This is a genomic window from Pseudomonas sp. HY2-MNA-CIBAN-0224, assembly GCF_040310285.1.
Taxonomy (GTDB): Bacteria; Pseudomonadota; Gammaproteobacteria; order Pseudomonadales; family Pseudomonadaceae; genus Aquipseudomonas; species Aquipseudomonas helleri.
In genome coordinates, this window is sequence record NZ_JBEOPQ010000038.1 from 21,973 (window position 1) to 36,540 (window position 14,568).

Sequence of the window (14,568 nt, forward strand, 5' to 3'; positions counted from 1 at the left end):
AGCGTCTTATCTGGCTCAATTTAGCGAATCACGAGCCAGGCACCGCCACTCCATGTCATCGACCTCTTTCAGCCAATCACTGCGCCGCTTGTGGGCGCGGGACAAGTTCAGTTACAGCGTCCGGGTGTTCATCGCTCTGACCGGCAGCATGGCTTTTTGCTGGTATCAGGACGAGATGTCGCTGCTGATTCCTTTGTTCCTGGGGATTATTGCCAGCGCCCTGGCCGAAACCGATGACAGCTGGCAAGGCCGCCTGAATGCGTTGCTGGTCACGCTGGTGTGCTTCAGCGCCTCGGCGCTCAGTGTCGAATTACTCTTCCCCTACCCTTGGCTGCTGGTCATCGCGCTGGCCCTGGCCAGTTTTGCCCTGACCATGCTCGGGGCGCTGGGTGAACGGTACGGGGCGATTGCCTCGGCCACGTTGATTCTGGCCGTGTACACCATGATCGGCGTGGACCAGCGCGGTGGCGAAGTCACTGACTTCTGGCACGAGCCGCTGTTGCTGGTGGCCGGTGCAGCCTGGTACGGGCTGCTCTCGGTGCTGTGGCAAGCGCTGTTTTCCAACCAGCCGGTGCAGCAAAGCCTGGCGCGGCTGTTTTGGGAGCTGGGCTTGTACCTCAAGCTCAAGTCGGCGCTGTTTGAACCGGTGCGCAAGCTGGATGTAGAAGCAGGCCGCCTGGAGCTGGCCCGGCAAAACGGCCGCGTGGTGGCCGCGCTCAATACCGCCAAAGAGATCATTTTGCACCGGGTCGGCAACTCGCGGCCGGGCTCGAAAATCAGCCGTTACCTCAAGCTGTACTTCCTCGCGCAGGACATTCACGAACGCGCCAGCTCGTCGCACTACCCGTACAACGCACTCGCCGACGCGTTTTTCCACAGTGACGTGATGTTCCGTTGCCAACGCCTGCTGCGCCAGCAAGGTGTGGCCTGCCAGCGCCTGTCGGAGTCGATCAAGCTGCGCCAGCCGTTTGTCTATGACGACAGTTTTGCCGAGGCCTTGGGCGACTTGCACGCCTCCCTCGAACACTTGCGCATTCAGAGCAACCCGGCCTGGCGCGGGCTGCTGCGCTCACTGCGCGCGCTGGCGGCCAACCTCGGCACGCTGGACCGTTTGCTCAGCGATGCGAGCAACCCCGACGCCCTGGCCGATGCCACCGACAGCAGCCTGCTGGACCGCTCGCCGCGCAACCTCAAGGACGTGTGGTCGCGCCTGCGCCAGCACCTCACACCGACCTCGCTGATCTTTCGCCACGCCTTGCGCCTGCCTTTGGCGCTGAGCATCGGCTTTGGCATGGTGCACTGGATTCACCCAAGCCAAGGCTACTGGATCATCCTCACCACGCTGTTTGTCTGCCAGCCGAGCTACGGCGCGACACGGCGCAAGTTCAGCCAGCGGATTATCGGCACGGCCATTGGTCTGGCGGTGGGCTGGGCGCTGTTCGACCTGTTCCCCAACCCCATCATTCAGTCGCTGTTTGCGGTAGTGGCCGGGGTGGTGTTCTTTACCAACCGCACCACGCGTTACACCTTGAGCACGGCCGCCATTACTTTGATGGTTCTGTTCTGCTTCAACCAGGTGGGCGACGGTTACGGGCTGTTCTTGCCACGGCTGTTCGATACCTTGGTGGGCAGCGTGATTGCGGCGGCAGCGGTGTTCCTGTTCTTGCCGGACTGGCAGGGCCGTCGGCTCAATCAGGCGCTGGCCAATACCTTGAGCTGCAACAGCCAGTACCTGCGCCAGATCCTCCAACAATACGCCCAGGGCAAAAGCGATGACCTGGCCTATCGTCTGGCCCGGCGTAACGCCCACAACGCCGATGCGGCGCTGTCGACCACGCTGGCCAACATGCTGATGGAGCCGGGGCATTTCCGTAAGGACGCCGACATGGGCTTCCGCTTTCTGGTGCTCTCGCACACCTTGCTCAGTTATTTGTCGGGGCTGGGTGCGCATCGCGGCACTGAGCTGCCGGCAGAGCTGCGCGAGCAGTTGATCGAAGGCGCCGGGCGGCGCATTGCTGACAGCATCGACCAGATTGCCCAGGGCTTGAGCGCCAAGCTGCCGGTGCCGGTGCAAAGCGACGAGGAAGAAAAACTGGCCAATGAGCTGGAGCAGATGCCGGATGACATTGATGAAAACCTGCGGCTGGTGCAAACCCAGTTGGCGCTGATCTGCCGTCAACTCGGCCCATTGCGCACCCTGGCTGCACATTTGGTCAAAGCTCCGTAGGATTTATCGCAGCTTGGCGCCAGTCAGTATCACGCCTACTATCGGGCCATCGTTTCGATAACAAGGACAACACCGTGACCACTGACTGGCTCTGCAAACACCACGACGATCTGGGCAAAGAACAGCTCTACGCCATTCTGGAGCTGCGCTCGGAAGTCTTCGTCGTTGAACAAAAATGCGCGTATCAAGATGTCGACGGCCAAGACCTGTCGGGCGATACGCTGCACGTAATGGGCTGGCAAGACGACAAGCTGGTGGCTTACGCCCGCTTGCTCGACCCCGAATCCCAGGGCGGCGACGTGGTCATTGGCCGGGTGATCATTGCACCCCGGGGCCGTGGGCAAAAGCTTGGGCACCGCCTACTGGAAGTGGCGCTGGAAAACATCGAAGAGTATTGGTCCGGGCAACCGATTTTCATGTCCGCACAAGCACACTTGCAGCCATTTTATGAGCAGCACGGGTTTCGGGCCGAAGGCGAGACGTACCTTGAAGATGACATCCCGCACATCGGCATGCGCCGGGCTTAAGGGTAACCGAGCACCTGCTTGATCTGCTCCAGGTGCTGGCCGACCCAGGCTTTGTCGATCGGCCCCCAGCTGTGAATCAGGTAGCGCCCGGCATGGTTGCGGGCGCCGTCCAGTTGTTCAAACTCACACACGATGTCCAGATCGGCCAGGGCGGCAATGGTGTCCTGGGCCGTGCGGCGCGGCATGCCGGTGACGTCGGTCAGCGCTGGCACACTGCTGGCGGTTTGGCTGTCGATCAACCAGGCCACGTACAAACGCCGGTAAAAACTGCTTTTGGTTTTACTGACTTCCATTCAGAACTCCCGTTATGTAGTACGCCACCTGTAGGTGCGAGCTTAAGTGCGGGCATCGCGCCAGGTCAGGTACACCCGCAGGTCAAACTCCAGTTGGTGATAACCCGGCAGCATGTGTTCGCACAGTTTGTAGAACGCCTTGTTGTGGTCGGACTCTTTGAGGTGCGCCAGTTCGTGCACCACGATCATCTTCAAGAACTCTGGCGCAGCTTCCTTGAACAACGAGGCCACGCGCAGTTCTTTCTTGGCCTTGAGCTTGCCACCCTGCACCCGCGAAATAGTTGTGTGCAAGCCCAGCGCACGGTGGGTGAGGTCGAGGCGGTTGTCAAACAGCACCTTGTCAAAGGACGGCGCGTTGCGCAGGTATTCCTGTTTGATCTCGTGCGCGTAGGCATACAAGGCCTTGTCGCTCTGCACCGCATGGCGCTGTGGATAACGCTCATTCAGGTAGCTGCCCAATTGGTCGCGCTCGATCAATTGGCGCACTTGATCCTGCAACGATTGGGGGTAAGCCTGGAGGTATTTGAGCACGGTCATGGGGCGTCAACGCACAGCGTAAAAGTTCGCCAGTGTAGCGAATCCAGCTTTTATGGCTACCTTGTCAGACGTTTACGTTGCCAAGAGGCGGACACTTCCGAGAAAGCGTGGGGACCGCAAGCGCTGCTTGCGGCGTGGAAAGGCCGGGGGCTATCTTCTTGAGTCGCCGATGATCCCCGTGGAAGAGACATGAAAAAGACGACGCCCGACGGTCCTAAAGCAAAACGCATCCAGCGTGATGATCATCTGCACGATGATGCAACCCAAGACCTGCTCAAACGCCTGCGCGAAGACCCTCCCGTAGACCTGGAGACCTTGCAGCCGACGCAAGCGCAAGGCATCAGCCCTGAGTCACCGTTTGCCGTGCTGGCAGATGTTCGCGCCCTGCAAGCCTTGCAGCACGTGTCGATCATGCTCAAGGGGGCAGAAGAGGTGTCGGATGAAATCACCGAAATGGCCAGCGGCATCGAGCGCGGGCTGGTGTGGTCGCTGGTGCACTCGGTCGAGATGGCCCGCTCACTCGTAGACGCCCTGCTCAAGGGCAACGGCATAGATCCCGAAAAAATACACCACACCTTGTAGGAGCGAGCTCGCCTCGCGATCTTTTGATCGTTTAAAAGATCGCGAGACAAGCTCGCCCCTACAGATGAATCCGTGTGCCAGGCACAAAAAAGCCCGCATCGCTGCGGGCTTCTTCATGACGCTTAAGGCTTAGTTGACCTTGGCGTTCAGCTCACCTTTGAGGTAACGCTGGTACATGGCTTCCAGGGAGATCGGTTTGATCTTCGAGGCATTGCCAGCGGTGCCGAAGGCTTCGTAACGTGCGATGCACACGTCGCGCATGGCCGTCACGGTAGCGCCGAAGAATTTGCGCGGGTCGAACTCGCTTGGGTTGGTTGCCATCAGGCGACGCATGGCACCCGTCGAGGCCAGACGCAGGTCGGTGTCGATGTTGACCTTGCGCACGCCGTACTTGATGCCTTCAACGATTTCTTCAACCGGCACGCCGTAGGTTTCTTTGATATCGCCGCCGTACTGGTTGATGATCGCCAGCCACTCTTGTGGCACCGAAGACGAACCGTGCATCACCAGGTGAGTGTTGGGGATGCGCTTGTGGATTTCTTTGATGCGGTCAATCGCCAACACGTCGCCGGTAGGTGGCTTGGTGAACTTGTAAGCGCCGTGGGAAGTACCGATGGCGATGGCCAGGGCGTCCACTTGGGTGCGTTTTACGAAGTCTGCGGCTTCTTCCGGGTCGGTCAGCATTTGGCTGTGATCCAGAACGCCTTCAGCGCCGATACCGTCTTCTTCGCCCGCCATGCCGGTTTCCAGGGAACCCAGGCAGCCCAGCTCGCCTTCAACCGACACGCCGCAAGCGTGCGCCATGGCAACGGTTTGCTGAGTGACGCGAACGTTGTAGTCGTAGTCGGTAGGGGTTTTACCGTCTTCGCCCAGGGAGCCGTCCATCATGACCGAGCTGAAGCCCAGCTGGATGGAGCGCTGGCAGACGTCAGGGCTGGTGCCGTGGTCCTGGTGCATGCACACCGGGATATGCGGGAATTCTTCGATGGCCGCCAGAATCAGGTGACGCAGGAACGGCGCACCTGCGTACTTGCGCGCACCGGCCGAAGCCTGAACGATCACCGGGGAGTCAGTCTTGTCAGCGGCTTCCATGATCGCGCGCATCTGCTCAAGGTTGTTGACGTTGAAGGCTGGAACGCCGTAGCCGAATTCGGCGGCGTGGTCCAACATCTGGCGCATGCTGATAAGTGCCATTGTGTGTGTCTCTCCCGGACAAGGGTCGTTAATCGTGCAAGCCTGCCGTAGCGGCGGCTGCGATTCAAGTTATTGCAGATCGGGGGTTGGCCCCGGTGCTGCGAATTCGATGCAGCTGAAACGTTACAGCTCCAGCTATAGCTTTACCGCTGTCTGTAGGAGCGAGCTTGCTCGCGATTTTTTAAAAGCTCGCGAGCAAGCTCGCTCCTACAGGTATTGCGAACGCTATGGGCACCCGCGCCCTTTTGAGGGTTGCGGGGTCTCGTATTTTTCCAGCGCTTCAGGCCCTGAGCGTTTATTGACCAGTGGCACGCTCTGCGCCTGCCAGTCGGCCTGGTAGCAACCACTCTCTTCGGGAGTGGCGGCCTCTGCCGGCGGCGGGGCCGAACCGGCGCAACCGGCCAAAAAGCCCGCAACTATCAACAGCGGTAACAACTTGACCATGTCCATGCTTCCTTTCAGGGCCTGAGTCATAGTCAGGCTTTGGCGCGGCTTTCCAGAATTTCAACAGCAGGCAGTACCTTGCCTTCGACGAACTCCAGGAAGGCACCGCCGCCTGTCGAGATGTACGAAATTTGATCAGCAATGCCGTATTTGTCGATGGCCGCCAGGGTGTCGCCACCACCAGCAATCGAGAAGGCTTCGCTCTCAGCAATGGCCTGGGCCAGCACTTTGGTGCCGTTGCCGAACTGGTCAAATTCAAACACGCCTACCGGACCGTTCCACAGAATGGTCTTGGACGATTTCAGCAGGTCAGCGAAGTGCGCTGCAGTTTGTGGACCAATGTCCAGAATCATGTCGTCAGCGGCCACGTCGCCGATCAGTTTGACGGTCGCTTCGGCGGTTTCTGCGAATTGCTTGGCAACCACAACGTCGGTTGGCAACGGCACGTTGACCTTGGCCGCGATGGCGCGGGCTGTGTCCAGCAGGTCGGGTTCGTACAGCGATTTGCCCACCGGGTGACCAGCAGCCGCCAGGAAGGTGTTGGCAATGCCGCCGCCAACGATCAGCAGGTCGCAGATCTGGCTCAGGCTGTTGAGCACTTCAAGTTTGGTCGACACTTTGGAGCCGGCAACAATGGCCGCCATTGGCTTGGCCGGGGCGCCCAGGGCTTTGCCCAGTGCTTCCAGTTCAGCGGCCAGCAACGGGCCCGCAGCGGCAACCTTGGCGAACTTGGCAACGCCGTGGGTCGAGCCTTCAGCGCGGTGCGCAGTACCGAAAGCGTCCATCACGAACACGTCGCACAGGGCGGCGTATTGCTTGGCCAGTTCGTCAGCGTTTTTCTTTTCGCCCTTGTTGAAGCGCACGTTTTCGAACAACACGATGTCGCCCGCTTTAACGTCGACGCCGTTCAGGTAGTCGCTGACCAGCGGCACTTCGCGGCCCAAGGCTTTGCTCAGGTAGTCAGCGACTGGCTTGAGGCTGTTCTCGGCCGAGAACTCGCCTTCAGTCGGACGCCCCAGGTGCGAGCAGACCATAACCGCTGCGCCTTTTTCCAGGGCCAGCTTGATGGTCGGCAGCGAAGCAAGGATGCGCGCATCGCTGGCGACAACACCGTCCTTCACCGGGACGTTGAGGTCTTCGCGGATCAGTACGCGCTTACCTTGGAGATCGAGGTCGGTCATCTTCAACACGGTCATGGGTCGCAGTTCCTGAGTTTCTAATGTTAGAGAGCGGGTTTAGGGTGAGTGATGTGCAAATAGTGCTCGGCCACATCGATCATTCGATTGGCAAAACCCCATTCGTTGTCGAACCAGGCCAGCAGGTTCACCAGCCGTGGGCCGGAAACGCGGGTCTGGCTGGCATCGACGATGGCCGAATGCGGGTCGTGGTTAAAATCGCAACTGGCGTGCGGCAACTCGGTGTACGCCAACAGGCCTTTAAGCGGGCCGCTGGTCGCCGCCTCGCGCAGTACACGGTTAACTTCTGTGGCGTCGGTGTCACGCGCCGTGACCAAGGTAATGTCCAGACATGACACATTCAGGGTCGGCACACGTACGGCTTTGGCTTGAATCCGCCCGGCAAGTTCCGGCAATAAACGCTCAATGCCTTTGGCGAGGCCGGTGGACACCGGAATCACCGACTGAAACGCCGAGCGTGTACGACGCAGGTCTTCATGGTGGTAGGCATCAATCACCGGCTGGTCGTTCATGGCTGAGTGAATCGTGGTAATCGATACGTACTCAAGACCGAATGCTTCATCGAGCAGGCGCAACAGCGGCACGCCGCAGTTGGTGGTGCACGAGGCGTTGGACACCAGGCGCTCGTCGCCGGTAAGGGTGTGCTGGTTGACGCCATACACGATGGTCGCGTCAACATCGGCTTCGCTGGCCATCGGCTGCGAGAACAGCACACGGGGTGCCCCGGCATCGAGAAAACGCTGGCCGTCGGCACGGGAGTGATAGACGCCGGAGCATTCCAGCACCAGATCCACGCCCAGCGCGGCCCAGTCGATGCCTTCGGGGGTGGCACTGCGGAACACTTTCACGCAGTCGCCATTGATATGCAGGCAGTCGCCTTCGATCCGTATGTCGCCGGGGAACCGGCCATGGGTGGAGTCGAAGCGCGTCAAATATTCGAGGCTGGCCATATCGGCCAAATCATTCAGTGCAACAATTTCAAACCCGGCAGCCGCCCCTCGCTCAAACAACGCACGCAAGACGCAACGACCAATCCGGCCGTAGCCGTTGAGTGCAACTTTGTAAGGACGCAGTTGAGGCATGGGGTTCTCTTATCAGGGTGTAAACACAACGATCCCCCGTAGGAGCCGCCGCAGGCTGCGATCTTTTGATTTTTAAAAGATCGCAGCCTTCGTACCTCGGCAGCTCCTACGGGGGGATTGCTTAGTCTTCCAGCAGCTCTTCAGCCTGACCCAGGATGTTTTCCACGGTGAAGCCGAACTCTTCGAACAAGGCAGGCGCAGGCGCCGACTCGCCGTAGGTGGTCATGCCGATCACGCGGCCTTCCAGGCCCACGTACTTGTACCAGTAGTCTGCGTGGGACGCTTCGATCGCAATACGCGCGCTAACCTGCAACGGCAGAACCGACTGCTTGTAGCCTGCATCTTGAGCTTCGTACACGCTGGTGCACGGGATCGACACCACACGAACCTTGCGGCCTTGTTCGGTCAGTTTCTCGTACGCCTGAACGGCCAGGCCGACTTCGGAACCGGCCGAGATCAGGATCAGCTCAGGCTCGCCTGCGCAGTCCTTGAGCACGTAACCACCGCGGTTGATGTTGGCGATCTGGCCAGCATCACGGGTTTGGTGGTTGAGGTTCTGACGCGAGAAGATCAACGCGGACGGGCCGTCGTTGCGCTCCAGGGCGTATTTCCAGGCCGCTGCAGATTCCACTGCGTCGGCTGGGCGCCAGGTATCCAGGTTCGGCGTGGTACGCAGGCTGGTCAATTGCTCAACCGGCTGGTGCGTCGGGCCGTCTTCGCCCAGACCGATGGAGTCGTGGGTGAACACATAGATCACACGCTGCTTCATCAGGGCCGACATGCGGATGGCGTTGCGGGCGTATTCCATGAACATCAGGAAGGTCGCGCCGTAAGGCACCAGGCCGCCATGCAGGGCAACGCCGTTCATGATGGCGCTCATGCCGAACTCACGTACGCCGTAGTACACGTAGTTGCCGCTGGCGTCTTCAGCGCTCACGCCTTTGCAACCTTTCCACAGGGTCAGGTTGGAACCGGCCAGGTCAGCCGAGCCGCCCAGCAGTTCAGGCAGCAGCGGGCCAAAGGCGTTCAGGGTGTTTTGGCTGGCTTTACGGCTGGCGATGGTTTCGCCTTTGGCCGCGACTTCAGCGATGTAGGCGCTGGCCTTGGCATCGAAGTCGGCAGGCAGCTTGCCGCTCAGGCGACGGGTCAGTTCACTGGCCAGTTCCGGGAACTCGGCAGCGTAGGCGGCGAAGCGCTTGTCCCACTCGGACTCAACGGCAGCACCGGCTTGCTTGGCATCCCATTCGGCGTAGATATCGGCCGGGATTTCAAACGGGCCGTGGTTCCAGTTCAGCGCAGTGCGGGTCAGGGCGATTTCGTCGTTGCCCAGTGGAGCACCGTGGCAATCTTCTTTGCCTTGCTTGTTCGGCGAGCCAAAACCGATGGTGGTTTTGCAGCAGATCAGCGTTGGCTTGTCGCTTTTACGCGCGGTGTCGATGGCGGTTTTGATTTCTTCCGGGTCGTGACCGTCAACATTGCGGATCACTTGCCAGTTGTAGGCTTCGAAACGCTTTGGCGTGTCGTCGGTGAACCAGCCTTCAACTTCACCATCAATCGAGATGCCGTTGTCGTCGTAGAACGCGATCAGCTTGTTCAGGCCCAAGGTGCCGGCCAACGAGCCAACTTCGTGGGAAATGCCTTCCATCATGCAGCCATCACCCAGGAACACGTAGGTGTGGTGATCGACAACGTTGTGGCCAGGGCGGTTGAACTGCGCGCCCATGACTTTTTCAGCCAGGGCAAAGCCCACGGCATTGGCCAGGCCCTGACCCAGCGGGCCAGTGGTGGTTTCTACGCCCGGCGTGTAACCGAACTCCGGGTGGCCCGGGGTACGGCTGTGCAGTTGGCGGAAGTTTTTCAGGTCGTCGATCGACAGGTCATAGCCGGTCAGGTGCAACAACGAGTAGATCAGCATCGAGCCATGGCCGTTGGACAGCACGAAGCGGTCACGGTCAGCGAACGAAGGATTGCTCGGGTTGTGCTTCAGATAATCGCGCCACAGTACTTCGGCGATATCCGCCATACCCATAGGGGCACCTGGATGGCCGCTGTTGGCTTTTTGCACGGCATCCATGCTGAGTGCACGAATGGCGTTGGCACGCTCACGACGGCTGGGCATCGCTGTTCTCCTGGGTATTGAAAGTTAAATCGAAACGGAAAAAAGGCGAGCATTTTCCCTCACCCACCGCCTTCGGGGCAATGACAGATAGTCGCTTGAAGCGTTTTTCATGCGCTTAACCGTTCAACCTGTTGAAGATCGGACATTTCATTTCGTTATTGAGTGCAAGACATCCGACCAACGAACCAGTTATCGATCAATATCAAAAAGTTTTGATATTGAACTTGCGAGGTGTGAGACGGGTAACTAGACTGCGCCCCCATGAACTTACGCGTGCCTTCTATCCGCCATGACGATTGCGACGAGCTCTCCGCCCTGTGCAAGGCCGGAGGTGACCCGCTGCGACTCAATGTGCTGCGCGCGTTGGCCAACGATTCATTTGGAGTGCTGGAACTGACGCACATATTTGCCACCGGCCAGTCAGGCATGAGCCACCACCTCAAGGTGTTGTCCCAGGCACAACTGGTGGCCACGCGTCGCGAAGGCAATGCCATTTTTTATCGTCGTGCCCTGCCCCACACCGAACTGCTGGGCGGCAAGTTGCATGCTGCATTGCTGGAGGAGGTCGACAACCTGACCCTGCCCGCCGACGTGCAAGCGCGCATCAGTGCCGTACATGGACAACGAGCAGCGGCCAGCCAGGACTTTTTCTCGCGTATTGCCGAGAAATTTCGAGCTCAACAGGACTTGATCGCTGGCGTGCCACAGTATCGGGACAGCGTGTTGACGCTGCTCGACAAACAGAGCTTCAGCCCAGCTGCCACGGCCCTTGAAGTCGGCCCCGGAGACGGCAGTTTCTTGCCCGACCTGGCCCAACGCTTCCAGCACGTCACGGCACTGGACAACAGCTCGGTAATGCTTGAGCTGGCCCGCCAGCTGTGTGAACGCGAGTCACTGAACAACGTCAGCCTGCTCCTGGCCGACGCGCTGCACGATGCGCACCTGCAGGCCGATTGCGTGGTGGTGAACATGGTCTTGCACCATTTCGCGGCACCGGCCGATGCACTCAGGCAACTGGCCACCTTGTTGAAACCTGGCGGTAGCCTGCTGGTAACAGAGTTGTGTAGCCATAATCAGGCGTGGGCCCGCGAGGCTTGCGGCGATCTGTGGCTAGGTTTTGAACAAGATGATCTGGCCCATTGGGCCACCGCTGCGGGACTCGTTCCCGGGGAAAGCCTCTATGTAGGCTTACGTAATGGTTTCCAGATTCAGGTCCGCCACTTTCAGCGGCCAGCTGGCGACACTCACCATCGGTAAATATTAGGAAACCGTCGAGATGAGCGAATACTCCCTTTTCACCTCCGAGTCCGTGTCTGAAGGGCATCCGGACAAAATCGCCGACCAGATTTCTGATGCGGTGCTGGACGCCATCATTGCTGAAGACAAGCACGCCCGTGTGGCCTGCGAAACTCTGGTGAAAACCGGCGTGGCAATCATTGCAGGCGAAGTCACCACTTCGGCCTGGGTTGACCTGGAACAGATCGTTCGTGACGTGATCACCGACATTGGCTACACCAGCTCCGACGTCGGTTTCGACGGCGCGACCTGCGGTGTCATGAACATCATCGGCAAGCAGTCCCCTGACATCAACCAGGGTGTTGACCGCGCCAAGCCTGAAGACCAGGGCGCCGGTGACCAAGGCCTGATGTTCGGCTACGCCAGCAACGAAACCGATGTGCTGATGCCAGCACCGATCACCTTCTCGCACCAACTGGTTCAGCGTCAGGCTGAAGCCCGTAAATCCGGCCTGCTGCCGTGGTTGCGCCCGGACGCCAAGTCCCAAGTAACCTGCCGTTACGAAAACGGCAAAGTGGTTGCCGTTGACGCCATCGTGCTGTCGACCCAACACAACCCGGAAGTGTCGTACAGCGACCTGCGCGAAGGCGTGATGGAGCTGATCGTCAAGCACGTACTGCCGGCTGAACTGCTGCACAAAGACACCCAGTTCCACATCAACCCGACTGGCCAGTTCATCATCGGTGGCCCGGTAGGCGACTGCGGCCTGACTGGCCGCAAGATCATCGTTGACACCTACGGCGGCATGGCCCGTCACGGCGGCGGCGCGTTCTCGGGTAAAGACCCGTCCAAGGTTGACCGTTCGGCGGCTTACGCCGGTCGTTACGTGGCCAAGAACATCGTGGCTGCCGGCCTGGCTGAGCGTTGCGAGATCCAGGTTTCCTACGCAATCGGCGTCGCTCAACCGACTTCGATTTCGTTGAACACCTTCGGCACTGGCAAGATCTCTGACGACAAGATCATCAAGCTGGTACGTGAAGTGTTCGACCTGCGTCCATACGCAATCACCACCATGCTTGACCTGCTGCACCCGATGTACCAGGAAACAGCCGCTTACGGTCACTTCGGCCGCACGCCGCAGACCAAAACCGTGGGCAACGATACCTTCACCACGTTCACGTGGGAGCGTACCGACCGCGCTGAAGAACTGCGCAGCGCTGCTGGTTTGTAAGTAAGCCAGAAGCCCCGGACAGGTCACTGTCCGGGGCTTTTTTGTGCCTCACAACATCTGCCCCTGTGGGAGCGGGCTTGCTCGCGATGGCATCGACGCAGTTTGTCTGACACACCGCGCTGCCTGAATCGCGAGCAAGCCCGCTCCCACAGAAACACCCGGCAATCTTCTGCCCAAGCGCCACGGCCGTCCTCCACTAGCCTTAAGCATTCACTCCGGGCAAGGACGCTCATGATGCTGGCCATACTCCGCGTTTTCACTGGGCTTTTACTCGCGTTTCTCAGTTTCAACAGCCTCGCCAACCCCTGCGCCGACGAGCAAGCCTTACGCCAGCAACTCAAGGTGTGGGACGACAGTTACCACCGCCTGGGGGTTTCTCTGGTCAGCGATGCGGTATACGACCAACTGCGCAGCCGCCTGGAACACTGCCGTGCTGTGGATAACCCACTGCTAACGGCAAGCGGCCCGGTGGCTCATCCCGTGGCGCAAACCGGGCTGGCCAAGCTGGCAGATGAACGCGCCGTTGAACGCTGGATCAAGGGCCGTCAGGACCTGTGGGTACAACCCAAAGTGGATGGCGTGGCCGTTACGCTGGTCTACCGCCAAGGGCAACTACAGCACGTCATCAGCCGCGGCGACGGGCTTAGCGGGCAGAACTGGACGGCGGCTGCACAGGTGATCAGCGCCATCCCACAACGCTTGCCACAGCCTGTGGACATGCTATTGCAAGGTGAACTCTATTGGCGGGTGCCCGGGCATGTTCAGGCCAAGGCGGGCAGCGTCAACGCGCGCAGCACCGTGGCCGGGTTGATGGCCCGCCATGCGCTAAGCCCTGAACAAGGCCAGGGCATTGGCCTGTTCGTGTGGGATTGGCCTCAAGGCCCGCACGCCCAAAGCGAGCGGCTGGCCCGTTTGGCCGAGCTGGGTTTTACCGACAGCCAAACCTACAGCCAGCCCATCGACCATCTGGACCACGCCCGGCACTGGCGCGAGCATTGGTTTAACACCCCGCTACCGTTCGCCAGCGATGGCGTGGTGTTGCGCCAAAGCCAGCGCCCGGCCGCCGAACGCTGGCAAGCCAAACCACCCAACTGGGCCGCCGCGTGGAAATACCCGCATGCCCAGGCGCTGAGCGAAGTACGTAAGGTTACATTCAACATTGGCCGCACCGGGCGCATCACGCCCATGCTGGAGCTGACCCCGGTGCGCCTTGATGACCGCACGATCAAACGCATTAGCGTGGGCTCACTGCAACGCTGGCAAGATCTGGATATTCGCCCCGGCGACCACGTGGCCATCAGCCTGGCGGGCATGACCATTCCTAGACTCGACAGCGTGGCCTTGCGCGCCAGTGAACGAGTTGAAGTCCTCGCGCCCCAGCCCAATAACTTCCATGCCTTGAGCTGCTGGTCGGCAACACCGGGCTGTGAACGTCAGTTTTTGGCGCGGCTCAATTGGCTCAGCAGCAAGAAAGGTTTGGCCATGCCGTTTGTCGGGCCCGGCACCTGGAATACGCTGATTCAAGCCGGTGAGGTCAATAACCTGCTCGATTGGTTGACCCTGGACGCCGCCCGGCTTGCTAACATTGGCGGCTTCGGCGAGCGCAGCAGCGAACGATTGCTCGCCAGTGTGTACGCGGCACGGCAACAACCGTTTGCTCAATGGGTCAAAGCGTTGGGCTTGCCGCCCACCGGCGATGCGCCGTTGGGGCAATCATGGCAAGCGCTGGTCGCGCGCGATGAACAGGCCTGGCAGGCGTATGCCGGGATAGGTGCCCAGCGTGCTGCGCAATTGACTGAATTTTTGCGTGAGCCGAACGTACAGGCTTTAAGTGAACAGTTACGGGCTGCCGGGATTGCCGGTTTCGACTAGAAACTGCCCACAGCGTTACGCGAGGCGT

The 14,568-nt window shown here is 59.9% G+C and carries 13 protein-coding genes; 6 read left to right on the forward strand and 7 right to left on the reverse strand.

Annotated elements, in window-relative coordinates; translation table 11 throughout:
• The first annotated feature begins 52 nt into the window (after positions 1-52).
• The gene (gene yccS / locus AAEZ03_RS16945; RefSeq protein ID WP_048370844.1) at positions 53-2,227 is read left to right on the forward strand and encodes a YccS family putative transporter; all 2,175 of its coding nucleotides are present in this window, start codon (positions 53-55) and stop codon (positions 2,225-2,227) included.
• A 74-nt stretch (positions 2,228-2,301) separates the two neighbouring features.
• Positions 2,302-2,754 (forward strand): GNAT family N-acetyltransferase, encoded by a 453-nt coding sequence (locus AAEZ03_RS16950; RefSeq protein WP_123750840.1) that lies wholly within the window; start codon positions 2,302-2,304, stop codon positions 2,752-2,754.
• On the opposite strand, the gene AAEZ03_RS16955 is transcribed toward AAEZ03_RS16950, so the two are convergent.
• Positions 2,751-3,047 carry a winged helix-turn-helix domain-containing protein gene (locus AAEZ03_RS16955; RefSeq protein ID WP_123750839.1) on the reverse strand — a complete coding sequence of 99 codons (297 nt, stop codon included), beginning with the start codon at positions 3,045-3,047 and terminating at the stop codon, positions 2,751-2,753. The genes AAEZ03_RS16950 and AAEZ03_RS16955 overlap by 4 nt on opposite strands.
• 42 nt (positions 3,048-3,089) lie before the next feature.
• Entirely contained in the window at positions 3,090-3,584 is a 495-nt protein-coding gene (locus tag AAEZ03_RS16960) for a YgjP-like metallopeptidase domain-containing protein (RefSeq protein ID WP_048385012.1), read from the reverse strand.
• A 189-nt stretch (positions 3,585-3,773) separates the two neighbouring features.
• Here AAEZ03_RS16960 and AAEZ03_RS16965 point away from each other — a divergent pair, with 189 nt between their 5' ends.
• Positions 3,774-4,166, forward strand: a complete 393-nt coding sequence (locus AAEZ03_RS16965) for a hypothetical protein (RefSeq protein WP_048385015.1) — start codon at positions 3,774-3,776, stop codon at positions 4,164-4,166.
• A gap of 129 nt (positions 4,167-4,295) precedes the next feature.
• Here the strand turns inward: AAEZ03_RS16965 and fba are convergent, their stop codons facing one another.
• The 5 genes from fba to tkt form a co-directional block, all read right to left on the reverse strand.
• Entirely contained in the window at positions 4,296-5,360 is a 1,065-nt protein-coding gene (fba, locus tag AAEZ03_RS16970; RefSeq protein WP_007913760.1) for a class II fructose-bisphosphate aldolase, read from the reverse strand.
• A 225-nt stretch (positions 5,361-5,585) separates the two neighbouring features.
• Positions 5,586-5,804, reverse strand: a complete 219-nt coding sequence (locus AAEZ03_RS16975; protein WP_278941113.1) for a hypothetical protein — start codon at positions 5,802-5,804, stop codon at positions 5,586-5,588.
• Positions 5,805-5,836: 32 nt separating this feature from the next.
• The gene (locus tag AAEZ03_RS16980; RefSeq protein ID WP_278941111.1) at positions 5,837-7,000 is read right to left on the reverse strand and encodes a phosphoglycerate kinase; all 1,164 of its coding nucleotides are present in this window, start codon (positions 6,998-7,000) and stop codon (positions 5,837-5,839) included.
• A gap of 26 nt (positions 7,001-7,026) precedes the next feature.
• The gene (epd, locus tag AAEZ03_RS16985) at positions 7,027-8,082 is read right to left on the reverse strand and encodes an erythrose-4-phosphate dehydrogenase (RefSeq protein ID WP_048370861.1); all 1,056 of its coding nucleotides are present in this window, start codon (positions 8,080-8,082) and stop codon (positions 7,027-7,029) included.
• A 121-nt stretch (positions 8,083-8,203) separates the two neighbouring features.
• Positions 8,204-10,201 (reverse strand): transketolase, encoded by a 1,998-nt coding sequence (tkt, locus tag AAEZ03_RS16990; protein WP_153350593.1) that lies wholly within the window; start codon positions 10,199-10,201, stop codon positions 8,204-8,206.
• Between the two features lie 261 nt (positions 10,202-10,462).
• Here tkt and AAEZ03_RS16995 point away from each other — a divergent pair, with 261 nt between their 5' ends.
• The 3 genes from AAEZ03_RS16995 to ligB all read left to right on the forward strand — a co-directional run bounded on the left by AAEZ03_RS16995 (position 10,463) and on the right by ligB (position 14,540).
• The gene (locus AAEZ03_RS16995; protein ID WP_048370865.1) at positions 10,463-11,458 is read left to right on the forward strand and encodes an ArsR/SmtB family transcription factor; all 996 of its coding nucleotides are present in this window, start codon (positions 10,463-10,465) and stop codon (positions 11,456-11,458) included.
• 19 nt (positions 11,459-11,477) lie between these two features.
• The gene (metK, locus tag AAEZ03_RS17000) at positions 11,478-12,668 is read left to right on the forward strand and encodes a methionine adenosyltransferase (protein ID WP_048385023.1); all 1,191 of its coding nucleotides are present in this window, start codon (positions 11,478-11,480) and stop codon (positions 12,666-12,668) included.
• A 234-nt stretch (positions 12,669-12,902) separates the two neighbouring features.
• A complete protein-coding gene (gene ligB / locus AAEZ03_RS17005; protein ID WP_350580162.1) occupies positions 12,903-14,540 on the forward strand; it encodes an NAD-dependent DNA ligase LigB in 1,638 nt (545 codons plus the stop codon).
• The last annotated feature ends 28 nt before the right edge of the window (positions 14,541-14,568 follow it).